Source organism: Cyclobacterium sediminis, from assembly GCF_054781075.1.
On record NZ_BAAGVC010000010.1, the window covers coordinates 52117 to 70723 of the forward strand.

Below are 18607 nucleotides of genomic sequence, written 5' to 3' on the forward strand. Positions count from 1 at the left end.
GGGTTTATTATATCATTTAATTGTTCATTCAAAACTAAAGTTTTATACTGCCATTTGAAATCAAGCTTTCCTCATACATTTTCAATTTAATTCCAAGCTTTAAAGTTGAATACCAGTATTCGGATCAGTCCATTCTTGGCAATATTTCGACTTCCGATATTATCGGCAAATTACATATTCTTTCCTTTAATTAAAATGATGATTTAACCCTTTACTATTTTATGTGCCTTAACAAAATCCGGATCCAGTGTAACTCCCAAGCCTGCTCCGGTTGGCACGCTTACTGTTCCATCGACACTCGAAAGGTCAGAAGTAGGACAATCCAAAGGTATATCTCGGTTTAGACCTTTAAACTCATGATATGGTCCTGCATTAGGAATAGCGGAAACAAAATGTAACATGTATAAATAGCCTAACCCGGAACCGGAGATATGTGGTGTGCATTCTTTTCCTGTGATTGCCGCCATTCTTGAAACCTTCATGGACCTAATCATTCCACCAAAATAAAATATATCGGGTTGAACAATATCCAATGCATCATTTTCAATCAACCATTTAAAATTATGAATGCTAGGCTCTTGTTCACCCCCGGCAATAGGTATCTTCAATGCCTTATTAACTTCTAATGTCTCTTCATACCAATCAAACGGAACTGGTTCCTCATAAAAGTCTAACTTATATTCTTGTAATATTTTACCAATCCTAACTGCCTCTTCTACTGAATATGAACCATTTGAGTCGGCATAAATGGTCATATTTGCACCAAATCTTTCTCTTACTAAAGGGATCAATTTCACTGATCTTCCCGAAGGAAAATCCCGGTCATTGCTCATTCTTCCACCTATTTTAAACTTCAATGCTTTGGCGCCGGTTTCCTGAACTTGGGCTTCAATTAAGTCTATAGATTCTTCGGCAGATTTTCCTCTATAATTATTCGCCTGATAAACAGCTATTTTAGGATTATGGATTTCACCAATAAGCTCCCCAATACTCTTATCAGTTAAATACCCTAACATATCTAAAATAGCAAATTCAAGAGTAGCTAATGGCACCCATAAGGCCAAACTTTGCAATTTGTAATTGCTTTTGTATACATAAACTTCTTCAAGTAGTGTTTCAAGATTTCTGGCATCCTTCCCAATAAAAAAGGGTTGAATCCGATGCAAAAATATAGGGTATAGGTAAATCATTTGCATATTATTGCTTACAGCTATCCCTTCTGCACCATCTTTAGACCTTACCCGGCAAATAAAATTATCCTCCTTCCTTAACAACTCAATTGAGGTGATCCATACGGGCTTTTTTAATTCAAAAATATTTAAAACAGGTGTTATTAAGGCCTGTTTCATCGCTTGGTTTTTAAAAAATTCTGGCGTTTCTCTTAAATCGGTTTTAACCCTAGCTCCCATTATTCCGGCAGCAGCTCCCAAACCTGCCTTATGGATAAATTTTCTTCTTCCTGAATCCATTTTAAAATTTAACTATTTTAGACGAATGGAATACAAACCTGTCCTGGCTGTTACGAAAAGTGTTTTCATATCCTGTCCGCCAAAAGCCAGGTTGGCAGGGGTTTCGGGAAATTTAATCGTACCTAGTAATTCTCCTTTTTCTGTAAAGACCAAAACACCTCCGGGTCCGGTTGCGAATATATTTCCTTCCGGATCAACTTTGATACCGTCAGGATTACCTTCCCCTGATAATTCAGATGCGTCAAAAAACACCTTACCCTTTCCTATTTTTCCAGACCTGCTAATGGGATATTTTATAAATTGCTTGGGTTGACCGGAATTGGCTACATATAAATTTCGCTCATCGGGAGACAAAGCAATACCATTGGGTCTGTAAAGGTCATCAGCTATCAATTCAATTTCTCCATTAGCGTATTTATACACACCATTGAAGGATAAGGTATCAGTGGCATCTTTTGGTCTACCATATGGAGGATCTGTAAAATATATGACTCCCTGGCTATCCACAATCACATCATTGGGGCTGTTCAATCGGGTGCCCATATAATTATCTACAATAGTGGAATAATTGCCTTCAGAGTTTAACATGCTTATTTTCCTACCACTATGTTCTGCAATTATCAAGTTCCCTTCATTATCATAGGTTAACCCATTGGAATTTTGACTGGGTTTTCTAAAGGAGATAATTTCACCGGTAGGCTCAAGCTTATAGATTGTATTGGCAGGTATATCACTGAACAGCAAAAATTGTCCCTCCTTGTTCCAAACCGGTCCTTCTGTAAATTGGAAGCCATCGTGAAGTTTAATAACTTGGCTGTTTTCATCTATTAGATCCAACAGTGCCGGATTTGCGATATCTAGATGCTGCCCATATATTGAAGAGAAGCAAAAGAAGGTTACGAAAATTATTAAGATCCTTTTCATGATGTTTTGGGTTTAAATATGTAGATAGGGTTTTGCTTCTGAAATATAAAACTAAACAGTTATATTTCATACAATTCTACAGAATATCAACACTTTAAAGAAAAGAATAGATCAATCAGTAGCTGGTTTCATCTATTTTTACTTTACCCCTAAAAGTTATGTATACAAAGGCAGTGTATCCCAGGACCAAAGGGGTACCAATGGCAGCAAATGTGAGCATTATTCCTAAAGATTTATCTGAAGAAGCGGCATTGTAAACAGTTATGGTATAATTCGGATCAAGGGTAGAATACAACAAGTTGGGATACAATTCTATGGCCACCAAAACAAGAAGCAGGCTTATTGTTAGGGATGAAAAAAGAAAGGCTTGCCCATACTTTTTCTTATTCGCCAATCTCGGCACATTGGCTATACAAAGCAAGGCGGCCAATGGAACGATAAAGAGTTCAGGGTTTCCCCTGAATGTATCGGATAAATGAGGTATATAAATGAGGGTATACAAAGAGGTGATACCAAAACTAACCATAAAGAAAATCATTCCTTTCTTTAACAAAAGGGTAAGTTTTGCAAACATTCTTCCTTCGGTTTTCAATAAAAGGTAAATGGCACCGTGTGACATCATAAGGGCAAGTGTAGAAATGCCCACCATTATTGCATAAGGGTTTAAAAAGCTTAAAAAACCTTCGCCTTCATACTCAAACCCTTCTCCGAGTGGCATTCCTAAAAGCACATTGCCAAGAACAATACCAAGTAAAAAAGGCAACATAATACTGGATACAGAATAGGAAATATCCCACATTTTTCTCCACCATAACATGGGTTCTTTACTCCTAAACTCTATAGAAACCGCCCGCATGATGATTACCAATAAAAATAACATAAAGGGAATATACATGCCAGAAAATAAGGTGGCATACATTACAGGAAAACCTGCAAACAGCGCTCCACCTCCAATGACCAACCAAACCTCATTTCCATCCCATACCGGACCAATGGCATTGAGGGCCAACCTTCTGCTTTTTTCTTTCTTAAAAAATAAGTGCCAGGCACCGGCACCAAAATCAAAACCATCCAAGATGGCATATCCAGAAAACAAGCCTCCTACTACTAAAAACCAAAGGGTGGGATAATCGATTCCAAATAAGGTCTCCATATTTTTTTATTTATCTGATGAAAAAGAAGCTGCTACGTCATGCTGAAAAGGACGGTCGAGCTCTTCCTCTTCATCATAAGGTCCGTGCTTAATTTTTTTATTGAGCAAGTAAAGAAACAAGAGCAAGAGTATGGTATAAACGATAAAAAATAGGATTAGCGAGAACAATACCTGATTGGCTGTTACTGTTTTGCTTAACGCATCACTGGTTCTTAGTAAACCATACACTACCCAAGGCTGTCTTCCCATTTCAGCGGCAAACCAACCCACTTGATTGGCTATTTGAGGTAAAATGACTGAAAAAGAAAACACCCAGAGCAACCACTTGCTTTCAAAAAGCTTTCCCCTGTACCATTGGAAACAAGCAACAAGGCTGAGTACAATCAAAAACATTCCGATGCTGATCATAATATGGTAAAACTGAAATACTGCATTTACCTGTGAGGGTCGGTCCTCCTCAGGAAAGGCATTTAAACCTGTAACCGGTGCACCAAAATCATAATGCAACAAATAAGATAAACCTCCGGGAATATTTAAGCCTGTTACGGTTTGTGATGATTTATCTACCCAACCGAACAAATACATGGGTGCAGCAGCATTTTCTTCAAAATGTCCTTCAAATGCAGCCAATTTAGCCGGTTGATTTACAGCTACTCCATTGGCAGAACTATGGCCTGAGATCAATTGAGCCAAAGAAAAAACGGTGGCCACTACCAATGCGATTTTAAAAGCTTTTTTTGAAATTGCTATATATCTTCCTTTTCTTAGGTAATAGGCATGAACACTCAAAACCAAAAAAGCTCCGGCCAAAAAGGCACCTTGCCAAGTATGCACCAATCGATCCATGCTGGAAGGATTAAATACCATTTCCCAAAAATCTATAATCTCTGCCCTGGCTTCCATACCTTCGCCCACAATATGAAAACCCGCAGGTGTTTGTTGCCAGCTATTTGCAATGACTATCCATACTGCTGAAAACATGGAGCCTAAAAAAACCCCTAAAGTAGCCACCCAATGAACCCAAGGTTTAACTCGATTCCAACCAAAAAGTAAAACACCTAAAAAGCCACTTTCCAAGGCAAAAGCAAAAATTCCCTCTGCCGCCAAGGCACTGCCAAATACATCTCCAACGTATCGAGAATAGGTAGCCCAATTGGTGCCAAATTCAAACTCCATCACGATGCCCGTTGCTACACCTATCCCAAAGGTTAAGGCAAATATTTTGGTCCAAAACTTTGCCAATATCTCATACTCTTTATTTCCTGTTCGCAAATAAATACTTTCCATTATGACCATAATCAGTCCCAGCCCAATACTTAAAGGAGGGTAGATATAATGGAAGGCAATGGTGAAAGCAAACTGTATTCTGGAGAGAATTTCTACATCCATTTTTTCTTAATTTAACTTATTTCACACCCAATATTAATCAAATCTATAAACTAGAATTATACGTTTAAAAAATAAAAAAATGGTGAATCTCTTAAACATAAAAAAGGTCCAAATGTACCTACAATTATGGTCTGAATATCAAGGTATAAAGTTAAAAAAACAGGTGAATTGATCAAATTAATAAAGGTTTAATTAATTTAATCTTATATTATGCAACTGCTTCTAACGATCCTATCAATCATGAGTTAAAAGCCATACAGACCTCAACATTTAAAGCCATGGAAAAAATTAGCCAAACGCTCAAACCTCCCTATTATGCCGTAATTTTTACTAGCATAAAAAGTGATCACCTAGAAAATTATGATGAAGAGGCATTGCGCATGGAAAATTTGGTTAAATCTCAACCCGGTTACTTAGGCCATGAATCAGCTAGCGCTGAGATAGGGATAACAGTGAGCTACTGGAAAGACTTGGAATCCATAAAAGCCTGGAAAAAGCAAAAAGATCACCGCTTGGCTCAAGTTAAAGGAAAATCTACCTGGTACAGTCAATATAAGATTCGTATATGTAAAGTAGAAAAGGAATATGGGGTGTAAACGTCCAAAGTTTACCTGTCATTTAAAAATTTAACCATGAAATGTTTATCCAAACTAACTGTAATGGACATAAAATTTAAACTACTGTTTTTTGTTGTATGGACATGCCTCATCACAGCCTGTACCTCGTCCAAAAATACAGAAGAGGCCACAATTGTATTCCAAGGGGGCACCATTTATACACAAGATCCAGCAAATCCCATTGCCCAAGCCATTGCCCTTAAAGATTCCCTTATCTTATATGTAGGTTCAAAAGAAGAAGTTGAAGCCTATATTGGAGCACAAACCCAAATTATTGATTTTTCCGGTAAAATAATGACTCCGGGATGGATAGAAGGACATGGCCATTTTATGGAAATGGGCTATAGTTATTTGAACCTTGACCTATCCACGGCCAATAGCTATGAAGAAATTGTTGCTCGTGTAAAAGAAGCAACCGCCACTACAAGTCCTGGCCAATGGATTATTGGCCATAGCTGGCACCAGAGCAAATGGGAAATCCAGCCTGATGAAACTATCAATGGCCTACCATTGCATAATTCACTAAGTAATAGCAGTCCAGATCATCCCGTAGTCCTCTTTCATGTAAGTGGACATGCTTTACTGGCCAATGCAAAGGCAATGGAAATTGCCCAAATTGATCCATTGAATCAAGAGTTGAAAAAAACAAATAAAATAGAAGGGGGTGAAATTATAAGAGACGATAATGGAAATCCAACAGGTGTTTTTAATGAAAATGCCATGAGCTTGATAAATAAACACCTCCCTAAAAATAGTTTAGAAAGGAATATCCAAGCATTTAGTTTGGCTCAAGAGGCTTGCCATAGCATGGGCATAACCGGGTTTCATGATGCCGGAGTAGGCAGTGAAACTTTGGAATTTTACCAAAAGCTACATGCTGAAGGCCGGCTTAAAACAAGAATGTATCTTATGCTCGCAGGCAATGACAAAGCCTTATTACAGGATTGGTATCAACAAGGCCCCATGCTTGACCCTATGCTTACTGTTCGTTCCATAAAATTAATGGCCGATGGCGCTTTAGGGACTAGAGGTGCTTGGTTATTGGAAGAATACTCAGACCAAAGCGATCATTTGGGTCATAAAACCTTACCGATGTCAGAGGTATATCAAACAGCCTTGAAAGGTATAGAACACGGGTTTCAGATTGCAACTCATGCCATTGGAGACAAGGCTAACAGAGAAGTACTTAATCAATACCAAAAAGCATTTGAAACAAAGGATGTCAAAGGTAGTCAGCACCGTTTTAGGATAGAACATGTACAACATCTACATCCTGATGACATCCCCAGATTTGCAAAACTGGGAGTGATACCTTCCATGCAGGCCATTCATTTATCTTCAGACAGACCATGGGCAATTGACCGCCTGGGAGAAAAAAGGATCCTGGATGGGGCATATGTGTGGCAATCACTTTTAACCACAGGCACAGTTTTAATCAATGGAACAGATGTTCCCGTAGAACCCTTGTCTCCTATAGAGAATTTCTATGTAAGCGTCACACGCAAAACACTTAAAGGAGAACCTGAGTCCGGATATGAGCCAGAGCAGAAAATGACAAGGGAGCAAGCACTTACATCTTATACTTTCTCTCCCGTTTTTGGTGCCTTTGAAGAAAAAATCAAAGGCAGTATCACACCCGGTAAATTAGCCGATCTGGTCATACTCAATCAAGACATTATGAATATAGGTGAAGATCAAATTTTAGATACAAAAGTACTGATGACCATTATTGGAGGTGACATTGTATATCAAATTGAGGAGTAATTAGAAAATAGAAAGTTTCTATTTACATGGTTTTCACTGTTCTAAATATTCCTCACCCGTCATAATGGGGGTTAGTCGGAGAAGTTCCTCGGAAGTAAACAATCGAGAACGAATCATAAACCGTATTCCCAATGGTATTTCTATGGAAAAACTACTTCCTCTACCCTTCACTACATCCAGGGTTAATTGGGTGTGTTTCCAATAGTCAAATTGATCTTCATTCATAAAAAAATCACACCCATATACCTTCCCCATCCATACGTCACTAGCTCCTACTATAAAATCACCTTTCTCAAAGCACATTGGTGAAGATCCATCACAACAGCCACCACTTTGATGAAACATTAAGTCGTTGTCATGAGACTTTTTCAATTGATCAATAATCGCTTTGGCTTCTTCGGTAGCCAAAACCCTTGGTGTATATTCTTTCATGGTAATTCCGCAATTAAATGAGAAAAAAAATGCCGGATTCATGAGACATCCGGCATTTTGTCAATTAAAAGAAACCCAACTTATTCTTATCATACGAAATCAACATGTTTTTGGTTTGCCTATAATGGTCTAGCATCATCAGGTGGTTTTCCCTACCAAAACCGGACTTTTTATACCCGCCAAAAGGAGCATGCGCCGGGTATGCATGGTAACAATTGACCCAAACCCTGCCTGCTTTAATTGCCCTAGGTACCTGATACAATTCATGGGCATCTCTAGACCATAAACCTGCTCCCAAACCATACATGGTATCATTGGCTATTTCAATGGCTTCTTCAGTAGTTTTAAATGTAGTTACTGAAGTTACAGGCCCAAAAATCTCTTCTTGGAAAACCCTCATCTTATTGTGGCCTTTAAAAATAGTAGGCTGTACATAGTATCCTTCTTCCAATCCGCTGTTTAGTCCTGCTTTATCTCCACCACACAATACCTGCGCCCCTTCTTTTTTACCAATATCCAAATAGGACATGATTTTCTCTAACTGATCATTTGAAGATTGCGCACCCATCATGGTGTCCTCGGCCAATGGGTGCCCCATTTTTATGGCTTTGGTTCTTTCGATAACTTTCTCCATAAAAACATCATATATATCTTCATGAACCAAAATTCTGGAAGGGCAAGTACAAACTTCACCTTGGTTCAAGGCAAACAATACGGCTCCTTCTACAGCCTTATCAAAATATTCATCATCGGCATCCGCCACAGATTTCATGAAAATATTTGGAGATTTACCACCCAACTCCATAGTCACAGGCACCAAATTTTCAGAGGCATACTGCATAATCAATCGGCCCGTGGTTGTTTCTCCTGTGAAGGAAACCTTGGCCACCCTTTTTGAACTGGCTAAAGGTTTTCCCGCCTCCGGACCAAAACCGGTAATCACATTTAGCACTCCCGGAGGTAAAATATCTCCGATCAACTCCATCAATACCATGATACTAGTGGGCGTTTGTTCCGCCGGTTTTACTATGGTACAGCAGCCTGCAGCCAGGGCCGGAGCAATTTTCCATGTAGCCATTAATAAAGGGAAGTTCCAAGGGATGATTTGGGCTACCACACCTAACGGCTCATGTAATGCTATACTGACAGTATTCTCATCATGCTCAGAAATGGTGCTCTCATCAGCTCTTATCACCCCGGCAAAATACCTGAAATGATCAATTACCAAAGGCAAGTCTGCTGCTCTGGTCTCTCTCAATGCCTTGCCATTGTCTACCGTCTCAATTCGAGCCAGCATTTCAAGATTGTCTTCAATTACATCCGCAATCTTATTTAACAATTTGCTTCTCTCTGCCGGAGAAGTTTTAGACCATGTATTGAAGGCTTCATGGGCAGCATCCAGAGCCAATTCAACATCCTTCTTGTTTCCTCTCGCTGCTTTGGTAAATGGCTTTCCATCTATGGGAGAAATATTGTCAAAATATTCACCCGAGGTAGGTGCCACCCACTTGCCTCCAATAAAATGATCGTATTTTTCTTTCACCTCCGGTCTTTCCACCGGCGTACTTTGGGATAATGTTTGTGTTGACATTTTTTTATTATTTTGAGTTTTATCAAATTTATAAGTAAATTAAAATTTAAAATCCACCTGAAACACCATCTTATCCACTTGAAAATTCATTCTGAGATATTCAACCAATAAGATGCTTTCAACGTGAAATACTAAAAGGCATATATATGCTAATTTGGTAACTTGAATGTTGATACTATTATGCCACAAAAACCCTTAATAGCCGGAGTCCCTTGGAGAAATGAATTGGACCTTAAAACATTGGTTGAAAACAGGACCACCTATTCATTGAATAATTGTGAACTTAATATTTTTGAAACACATCAAAAAGCCTCAAGTGTCAACCTTAGTTTTGGAGACTTGGTTTTGACCACCATGATTAAGGGTAAAAAAGTAATGCACCTTTTTGACAAACCCGGTTTTGAGTATTTGCCCGGAGAATCTGTTATAGTCCCACCCAATGAATTAATGAAAATAGATTTTCCCGAGGCAAAATTAGACAATCCTACCCAATGCATTGCCCTTTCAATCTCCCAGGACATGATTGAGAATACTTTTAACTTATTGAATGAAAAACTACCGGACAAGGAGTGGCAAAAGCAGTGGGGACTGGATTTGAATTATTTTCATTTGATAAATAATCAAGACTTATCTGAAATCATCAACCGATTTATTCGAATCGGTGTCAAGGAAAGGTCAAAAGAGAAAGATCTAATCGCTTCGTTAGCTTTAAAAGAATTGCTTATCCGACTTTCTCAAACACAAGCGAGAGATATACTTGAAAAAACCTACAAGTCTTTGGCAAACTCAAACAGAATCGCCCATGTTGTCAATTTTATCAAACAAAACTTACAAGAGAAATTTACCTTGGAGTCATTAAGCAATAAAGCTTGTATGAGCAAAACTCATTTTTCAAGAACTTTCAAAAATGAATTCGGTATCAGCCCAATGGAATATATTTTGGAGCAGCGGTTGAATAAATCCGCGCAATTGCTCCAAAATGTCAACCATCAAGTTCAAGATGTGTGCATGTTGGCAGGCTTTAATAATGTTACTTACTTTATTAGGGCATTTAAAAATAAATTTGGGCAAACCCCCAAGGTGTATCAGGCAAGGTATGTTTATTTAACTTAATTCCATTTATTTATATCATCTTATCAGGATATGCGTTTTGATGAGAAACTTTAGATGAATTTTTGAGTTTCCAAGCCCCAAATCTCCATTTTATAAGCAAACCTATATTTGTATAAAGTTGTCTTGTTGTTATCAGTACTAAAAAATAGCTGATTGTATATTTAGACAACCTAAAACACTTATATACTTTTTTTAGCCTTGTAATTTCCCTTCTATCAGTCTCTTCCAAACCAAATCGAGTGCAAAAAAACAGTCTGCTTGTGGTACATTCTTCTTGTAAAGTGGTATTTAACTAACAATCACAAATAATTAGACAATGAAGAAGACTTTTAAAGCCTGGCTTATTATTCTGATCACCCTGTTAAATGGCAATTTCCTCCTGGGGCAAGGGAATACCGAGCAATTCTGGAAGCCCGTAGAAGACAATCCCTATTTGCAGGAACGCAGGGAGATAATCCCAACTGATAAACCCATAGACCAGGTAGCAATATTGGATGAAGCTGTGTTTACGGTTAAAGAAGGTCAATTATTGCTTTTGCAAGGGCAGCAACTAGTACCGGTAAAAGGAGCTCCAGAAGCAGTCAATAAAATTGAAGTATTAAAAGGTGACCTATGGGTAAGCAGCAATTCAGGCCTTTATCTTTTTGATGCGAAAAAATGGAGTAAAATCAGCACTGAAAGAATTGTTGATTTCTGTGTGCACTTGAATCAAGTCCACGTGGCTACTTCTGAATCCATTTTTAAATATGAAAATGGGACCATAATAGATATTATACCAGAAGGAGGTTATCTGTCTAGTGATGTAACAATGCTTATGGAGGATGGTAGTCAGCTACTTGCAGATCCAGTAACCTTAGGCCCCATTACAGCCATTGAGAGTTATAGCCAAACCTTGCATATTTTGCAACCCGGTAAATTAGTTCAGTTGGCAGGGAAGGTAGTCAATGAACACCTGATTGATTGGGGAAATTTACCCTCAAAAAATACGCGAGACCTACTTAGTATAGGGAGCAAACTTTATATCAGTACAGACCGAGGTTTAGGCCTGTTGAGAGGAACCTCTCTTATGCCAATTAAAGGAACAGACGGCTTACCGGTTGAAAACACATCGCAAATGATCAGAGGATTTGACAGCGACATGTGGATAGGAACTCCGCGTGGTCTGATCAGAATGACCAATGATGGATTTCAATATTTTGGTTCAGGACTTTGGTTACCTGACAATAAGGTCAATAGTATATCAAGCACCAAGAATAAAGTAATAGCTGCCACTGATGGAGGACTGGGAATTATCCACTACGAACCTTTTACCCTACAGAAAAAAGCTGCACATTACGAACAATGGATGGAAGCTTACGGACATAAAAGAATGGGATTCACACATACTTTATCCAAAAGAAACGGAGAATGGATCCGAGAGATCAGTGACAATGATGGCGCCCATACGGCTACATATCTAGCAGCCATGAGTTATAAATACGCTGTGACCGGTGATGAAGCGGACAGAGAAGAGGCATTGGAAGCTTTTCAGGCCATGTTATTTCTTGAAAGGGTAACACCGATAAAAGGGCTAATTTCAAGAGCAGTATTCTCAAGAAAAGGAGACCCGGGAACGCTGAACAATAGAGGCTCTGGAGGCCTGCCAGCCAAATGGTATGCCACTGCTGACAGTTTATGGTACTGGAAAGGGGATGCATCCAGTGATGAGGTCATTGCACATTATTACTCAGTAGCTATCTTTCATGATTTGGTGGCCAAAGGAAAAGAGAAGGTTCTGGCAAAAGAGCATATGACAAGGATGACCTCTTATATAATGGATAACGGTTGGAAATTAATTGATGCTGATGGAGCAACTACCAGATGGGGCCGATGGAACCCTGAATATTTACTGAGGCCATACGGCTATGAAGACCGAGGTATCAATGGCCTGGAAGTACTGGCTTTCACTTATGCCACTTACGCACTAACCGGAGAAGAAAAATACAAAAAAGGATATGATCAATTAGTGAATTGGGGCTATCCGGAAAACACAATCAAACAAAAGAAAACCTTCCCTCCTTCACAAATCGCCCCATGGGATGATAACCTGGCACTAGAGTCTTATATGATACTTCTTCCTTATGAAAAAGATCCTGATTTGCGATCCACTTATTTAAGAAGTTTGGAAAGGACTTTTGAAATCAAACGTATGGAAAAAATTCCCTGGTTTAATTTTACCTATGCAGCCTTAACAGGAAATGATGCAGATCTCGGAGCCGCGACCCAACACCTCAGGGAATGGCCACTGGACTGTACCAACTACAGCTATAATAATTCTCATAGAGATGATTTGTTTGTAGAAGAAGGATACATTTCTTACGAAGGTGGATTAAAAGCCATATCGCCGCGCGAAGTAGCTGCCCTTAGAGAATCCAGAAGAGCGATTGTTTTGGATGGTGGCTCAAATGGTAATAGGGTCACAGAGCCTACCGGTTATTTAAGAGATTATTGGAAAGGTAGGTATTACGGTTTTATCAAAGCTCCAACAGTTACGGATAAAAAATTATTGACTGTGGAAAAATTTAGTGAAACCAACCTTGGTGCAAAACCCTATAATGGAACCAAAAGACCTGATTATTTAAAATAATTTGAATAAAATCAAAAGTTAAAATAGGTGACTTGGAAAGTTTAAGTCACCTATTTTTTTGACCTATTTTGATTTACCAATTATAAATTCAACCAATAGTTCAATTTCATCACAAAAGCTCTTTGTTTAGAGGCAAATGAATCCGGAAAATAATTGTCTGTATACACCATAAATAAATCCGAAACAGGGGCATATCGCCATTGTAAACGGGTATTGATATTGATGTTATCAATCTGATTATTGTATTGAATAAAAGTTGTCCAAAAGAGACTTCTTGTAAAGGTTAAGTCAAACCTCGGGCCGATTAAAATCAAATCCACATCTTTTTGAGGTTTGGGAAACCTAAGCCTACTGTAACCTAAATTCATAGATATATTTGCTGTATAGCCAACTCTCCATTGGGCAGTTCCAATGAAATTTGCCAAATGACCATTGTAGTATTGACCAGCTTGGCCTGTACCTTTTAATGAAAAGGCCTTCCTTGGATCGGTTCTCATTTCTATTCCAAAATAATTGTACCTATAAGAAGTGCCCTGAGCTAGAGGTTCTCCTCCTGTTCTAGTAGGGTCGAAAGGGAAAAATAAATAGGTATATTGATTATTGACACTGAGCGTTACTTCAGCATAAGAATGCAAGCGAATCAGGTAATTCAGGGTATGCAGTTCATCGGTAACTCCCAATGAGGGTGTCCACAAGGTCTCCGACTCAAATCCCGGCCCATGCCTATTGATAAGTTTAGAATCCGGAAAAAAAGTGTAGCTTATGATTGGTGCAATTCTCTGGTAACCAACTCTAGGAGTATACCCCACCAAAGGGTTGTAGTTTTCTCCCACATTGGAATAAGACAAACCTGCCATTAAGTTTACATCGGTAAAAGTAAGCTGGGCGTGACCTGTTCCTGTATTATTTAATTTACTTTCTTCAAATGTTTTGTGATAAAAAAACTTTCCCGTCCATCGGTTGTCTTTTGAAAACAAATTGTAATCAACACCTAACAGACGATTATGTTGCCCATTGACTAAATTCAATCCACCCTGTTCCATATCCATGGTTTCTCTATTGATAAGCATTACACCCACATTGGAGCGGTTAAAAACCTTACGCTGCAAGGCAGCCACTGTAAAGTTTTTTCCTGAGATACCTCTGAGGGGATCATTGGCGGTCTGCATATTCATCGCTCCTATTCTCCAGTCTTCATTCAGCTTACCACTTAATCTGGCTCCATACAGGATCTGATTTTGCACATTTTGACCAGTGTTTTCGTCCCTGTCCACGCCTATTCTTCTAGAGAAAAAAGGCCTAATTCTGTCTGTACCGAAATCAGCAAAAAGGTCAACATTCTCCAAAAAGAATTGTCGCCTTTCCGGAAAAAAGATTTCAAATCGGTCTAAATTTGTCACCTGTTCATCAACTTCAACTTGAGAAAAATCAGGATTAACGGTAAGGTCCAAATTCATCGCAGGACCTATCCCGATTTTAGCATCCCCTCCAAAAGATGGTTTCATGGGTTCCTTTATACCTTTAATGGAATTATTGGACGAAGCAACTGCTGCATAGGGGATTATGGAATAGTTCCCTCCCGATTTGGGCAAAGGTTCAGAAAAATGAAGGTTCCTAGAAAAAGCAGTATGCGTCACATTAAAAGTTTTAGGAATAGGGGTCCATGTGGTTTTCTCGGAGTATTTGCTGTCTATCCTATAAAAATTAATGTTCCAGTCTTTCGCTCCATCTTTGTACCTTAAGGTTGACAAGGGAATACCAATTTCCACAATCCAGTGGTCCTCATGTATCGTGGCCTCTGAATACCACTTATTGTCCCAAGCCAAATTGAAGTCGGTAGATAGCAACCCACCATTACCTACCATGGCCTCTCTTTGCACACCATAGGGATTAACTCCAAAAATATAACCATTGGTTTTGTCATTAAAGGTGTCAATTACAATACTGATTCCATCATTTTGATTGCCACGATAGTCTCTTCTTAAGGATGTGCTCACATATTTTTTTCGAGGCTCAGGATTTAAAAGTATGGCCGCTATATAAATGAATTTATCATCAAAGGCTACCTTTACTTTGGTTTCAGCAATGGCTTTTTCTGTATCGGTAGGAAAAGTCTGAACAAAATCACTTTGCCAACCTACATCTTTCCAAATTGGTTCATTGAGAATCCCATCTATGTGGACCGGATTCTCTGCCTTCTCCACAAAAATTCCGGGATGTTCAGCCTCTTGACCTAAAAGAATAATAGATGTTAATAATAAAAGTAGGAAGGTGAAAATTAGTCTATACATAAATAAAGGTGTTCAAAGGCTAAGTTAAGCCTTCAAACACCAAATATTTTATTAGTTTTACACTAATGGTATTCTAAAAAGTAATTTATAATAACTTTTAATTATTTATTATTCGTCACCCAAACATTTATGTAACCGGTGGGCAGCTCCATCACTACTTTTAAATCTTCGTATTCTGTCTTCAGATCTAAAATATCTTCCTGATCACCAAGGGAGACCTCTCCAATAAGTCGATAAATATCAGTTTCGCCATATTTGAATTGATTGGTGGCTGTGACCCATATTTTTGCCTTGGCCTTGGATGAATAACTTTTCCAGGATAGTTTGAGTGATTTACCATCTAATTCACCGGACAAATGACTGGCATAAGCTTCTCCCAAAAGCCCAGCACCATCCAGCTCCATGGCTTGGTTTTTAGGGATATTAATGTCCATAAAATGAGTAATGGTAGGAAAAATCGATACAATTCCGGGGGTTTGTTGAAAAACATCATTAAATTTTTTATTGGTAACAATCCAAGTTGCCCGCTCTTCATCAGTTTGCCCTCCATGTCCACGACCTCCAACTTTTCTTCCATGATCAGTCGTAATTATGATCATCCAATCCTCATTATGCGCCTCCATTCTCTTCTGTATCGCATTCCAAATTAAACCAACCTGCCTGTCGGCTTCCTGAATACCTGCATCCATCTGTGGGCTTTCCCCAAACCTGTGCCCCATGTCATCTGTATATTGTAAATACACCCATGTCAGGTCTGGACTTTTCTCCATAATATCGTTTGCTGCATAAGCAGCAACAGCTTGATCAATTCTTTTGATATAATCACTTTTATCGTCATGAGGGTAGGAAAGCGTATCTATTTCCAAGCCATCAAAATGGTAATCCAACTGCAAATGACCGGTTGCTTCTAAATTTTCTCCCACCAGCTTTGTTCTATTGTCCAACCAGGTAGAATAAACTGCTGTGGTTTTATGCGGATAACTGTTCTTAAAGTTCCTGAATAGGGTTGGGTAATTGTAATTTGGTTGACGAATTCCATTGCCTTTGACATTGTGTTTGTTTACCCAAACTCCTGTTAGCAAACTATTATAACCTACGGCTGAAATGGTAGGTGTTTCAGAATAGCCTCCTTTTTTACCTCCCACATAAGCATGACTATAACCGCCTTGGGAAGCAATTTCATCGAGGTTTGGTGTAGGGTTACGCTCCAAAAGCTCCCTTTGAATACCATCTAAAATAATAAAAAGGGTCTTTTTCTCTTGGGCATGGGCAGCCAGTGTCAGCATGTTGCCTAACACAAAAATAATGGCCAACCTTATTGTGTTTTTCTTCATCTAATTAGGGTATTAAATTTCTTTTTTAGGTAAAACAAAAGTAAGCTGTTGAAACCAAATGGTTCCAACAGCTTAACTGGCATTTTTTTTTCAACTAATTATTCCCAACCAAAAATTTGTTCAAGGTTTGGATTGAGTGTTACCTGTTGTATTGGTACGGGTCTGTAATAGTATTTGGGCTCAATAAAATTTCTAGATGTGACTTCAGTGACCATTGTACCGCCATCTTCACCATTTTCAAGATAGACCGTCACATTGTCATCTATGGTACCTGCTTTATAATAGATAAGCTTTTCGCCTAACTCATTTGCCTCTTTATTACTATCTTCAGGGATATCTGTATCTTCATCTACCAATTTCACATCCGGAATTCCATCCCCAGTTAAGTCAAAATTTCCCAAGCCGGAAAAATACATGCCTTCAGGAATATTTTCCAGCAATTTTCCTGCACCATAACGCATCAAGTCATCAAATCTATAACCTTCTACTGCCAATTCAACTCTTCTTTCCCTACGGATTTCTAGCAATACACCTGCCATTGGACCGGAAACATTGGGGTATTTGTTTTGCATGAAAGCATCAGGTTGGGAATTTGCCTGATTTATGTTCAATGATGGCATGCCTACCCTACTTCTTAGTAGATTGATGGAGGCATCCAAATCTGCCTGCGTTAAGGTTCCGAGTTCAGCTAAGGCTTCAGCATAGATCAAAAGCACCTCTGCATACCTGTACACAGGAAAATCCAAGCCTCCTAAGTCAAGGTTGTCGGTAGTATTACTGTAACCTTTATGCTGGTAGTAACCGGTAAAATTTCTGTTCAGTAAAGGAATATACGCACTGGTTTCCGGTTCTCTGACCCAGCCGGGATAAACCAAAGTTTGGTACAATCTAGGATCTCTGTTTTGAAATTCTTCTACGTAAGAAAAATTTTCAAAGCCCGGATTGTCAGTATAGCTAGAGCCGTCTGCCATCAGGTAAGCCTGAACCAAATCTCTAGCCGGAGATTGTTCATAAGTCCCAAAAACCCCGGTATTGACATCACTACTTTTGTCCTTATTACGGTCATAAGCATTAAACAATATCACTTCACTATTACTTGTCAAGTCTTGACTATTGAACAACGCCTTATAATCATTATCGGGATTACCGGTATTATAAATACTGAATTCTCCGGAATCCATAATAATTTTAGAAATTTCACTAGCCTTGGTCAGAAAAGTGTTGGCAGTACTCTGTAAAGCCAATTCATCATGATACTTTCTAAAAGTGCCCTCATAAAGAGCAAACCTTGCATAGAACTGTTTAACAGCCCAATTACTGGGAGTTCCCGTCGGGACATCTTCCCTTACATGTTGGCTGGCAAATTCCAAATCCTCCATGATTCCTTCTACTACTGTTTCCCTAGAATCTCTTCCTTTATACAATGCTTCATCTGTAGGAGAAAGCAATTGATCATACCACGGTACATCAGAATAACGCTGTACCATATTTGAATAAAAAATGGCCCTGTAGTACCTGGCTATTCCTTCAAAATGTTCAATCGCTTCAACACTAGCATCTGCTTGCCGGCTGTTTTCTAAGAAATAATTAATATTCCTTAACCTACCCCAATTCCATCCACCAGTGATGTTCTGAGAATTTGGAGTACCTGTCATGACGCTTTTTACTTCAACCGCTCCGGTGGTAGCAAGGTTATCACTACTTTGATCTGCTTGATACTCAAACATGCCAGGAAGGGACAATAATCCATTGATATACAGCTCTAAATCCTGTTCTGTTTTGAAAAATTCCTCCGGTGCAATGGATGTCTGAGGATACCTGTCCATAAAATCTTCATTGCATGAAGCAATCCAGAATATATTCAGTATGAATAAATAATATATGTATTTTTTCATTTTTATTTT

At 38.7% G+C, this 18607-nt stretch carries 13 protein-coding genes; 4 read left to right on the plus strand and 9 right to left on the minus strand.

The features are described 5' to 3' along the window. Positions 1-203: 203 nt before the first annotated feature. From ACYVHJ_RS11785 to ACYVHJ_RS11800, 4 genes are all read right to left on the minus strand, one after another. Positions 204-1469, minus strand: coding sequence for a mandelate racemase/muconate lactonizing enzyme family protein (locus ACYVHJ_RS11785; RefSeq protein WP_460514991.1), 1266 nt, complete (start codon positions 1467-1469; stop codon positions 204-206). A 12-nt stretch (positions 1470-1481) separates the two neighbouring features. After that, positions 1482-2393 (minus strand): SMP-30/gluconolactonase/LRE family protein, encoded by a 912-nt coding sequence (locus ACYVHJ_RS11790; RefSeq protein WP_460514993.1) that lies wholly within the window; start codon positions 2391-2393, stop codon positions 1482-1484. A gap of 115 nt (positions 2394-2508) precedes the next feature. Next, on the minus strand, positions 2509-3546 hold the full coding sequence (gene cydB, locus ACYVHJ_RS11795; protein WP_460514995.1) for a cytochrome d ubiquinol oxidase subunit II: 1038 nt from the start codon (positions 3544-3546) through the stop codon (positions 2509-2511). A 6-nt stretch (positions 3547-3552) separates the two neighbouring features. After that, entirely contained in the window at positions 3553-4935 is a 1383-nt protein-coding gene (locus tag ACYVHJ_RS11800; RefSeq protein ID WP_460514997.1) for a cytochrome ubiquinol oxidase subunit I, read from the minus strand. A gap of 278 nt (positions 4936-5213) precedes the next feature. On the opposite strand from ACYVHJ_RS11800, the gene ACYVHJ_RS11805 reads away from it, so the two are divergent. Both ACYVHJ_RS11805 and ACYVHJ_RS11810 read left to right on the plus strand, forming a co-directional pair. Then, a complete protein-coding gene (locus ACYVHJ_RS11805; RefSeq protein WP_460514999.1) occupies positions 5214-5531 on the plus strand; it encodes an antibiotic biosynthesis monooxygenase family protein in 318 nt (105 codons plus the stop codon). Between the two features lie 63 nt (positions 5532-5594). Then, entirely contained in the window at positions 5595-7316 is a 1722-nt protein-coding gene (locus ACYVHJ_RS11810) for an amidohydrolase (RefSeq protein ID WP_460515001.1), read from the plus strand. A 33-nt stretch (positions 7317-7349) separates the two neighbouring features. Here ACYVHJ_RS11810 and ACYVHJ_RS11815 read toward each other — a convergent pair whose 3' ends face one another. Together ACYVHJ_RS11815 and ACYVHJ_RS11820 are read right to left on the minus strand one after the other, a co-directional pair. After that, positions 7350-7748, minus strand: a complete 399-nt coding sequence (locus ACYVHJ_RS11815) for a DUF779 domain-containing protein (protein ID WP_339900995.1) — start codon at positions 7746-7748, stop codon at positions 7350-7352. A gap of 64 nt (positions 7749-7812) precedes the next feature. Beyond that, the gene (locus ACYVHJ_RS11820; protein WP_339900997.1) at positions 7813-9339 is read right to left on the minus strand and encodes an aldehyde dehydrogenase family protein; all 1527 of its coding nucleotides are present in this window, start codon (positions 9337-9339) and stop codon (positions 7813-7815) included. A 180-nt stretch (positions 9340-9519) separates the two neighbouring features. Between ACYVHJ_RS11820 and ACYVHJ_RS11825 the strand changes: the two genes are divergently transcribed. Next, positions 9520-10452 (plus strand): AraC family transcriptional regulator, encoded by a 933-nt coding sequence (locus ACYVHJ_RS11825; RefSeq protein WP_460515003.1) that lies wholly within the window; start codon positions 9520-9522, stop codon positions 10450-10452. A 316-nt stretch (positions 10453-10768) separates the two neighbouring features. Continuing rightward, positions 10769-13078, plus strand: a complete 2310-nt coding sequence (locus tag ACYVHJ_RS11830) for a ligand-binding sensor domain-containing protein (protein WP_460515006.1) — start codon at positions 10769-10771, stop codon at positions 13076-13078. Positions 13079-13158: 80 nt separating this feature from the next. Here ACYVHJ_RS11830 and ACYVHJ_RS11835 read toward each other — a convergent pair whose 3' ends face one another. The 3 genes from ACYVHJ_RS11835 to ACYVHJ_RS11845 all read right to left on the minus strand — a co-directional run bounded on the left by ACYVHJ_RS11835 (position 13159) and on the right by ACYVHJ_RS11845 (position 18598). Further along, entirely contained in the window at positions 13159-15369 is a 2211-nt protein-coding gene (locus ACYVHJ_RS11835) for a DUF5916 domain-containing protein (RefSeq protein ID WP_460515009.1), read from the minus strand. A gap of 101 nt (positions 15370-15470) precedes the next feature. Next, positions 15471-16703, minus strand: a complete 1233-nt coding sequence (locus ACYVHJ_RS11840; protein ID WP_460515011.1) for an alkaline phosphatase family protein — start codon at positions 16701-16703, stop codon at positions 15471-15473. A gap of 98 nt (positions 16704-16801) precedes the next feature. After that, positions 16802-18598 carry a RagB/SusD family nutrient uptake outer membrane protein gene (locus ACYVHJ_RS11845; RefSeq protein WP_460515013.1) on the minus strand — a complete coding sequence of 599 codons (1797 nt, stop codon included), beginning with the start codon at positions 18596-18598 and terminating at the stop codon, positions 16802-16804. Positions 18599-18607 lie beyond the last annotated feature (9 nt).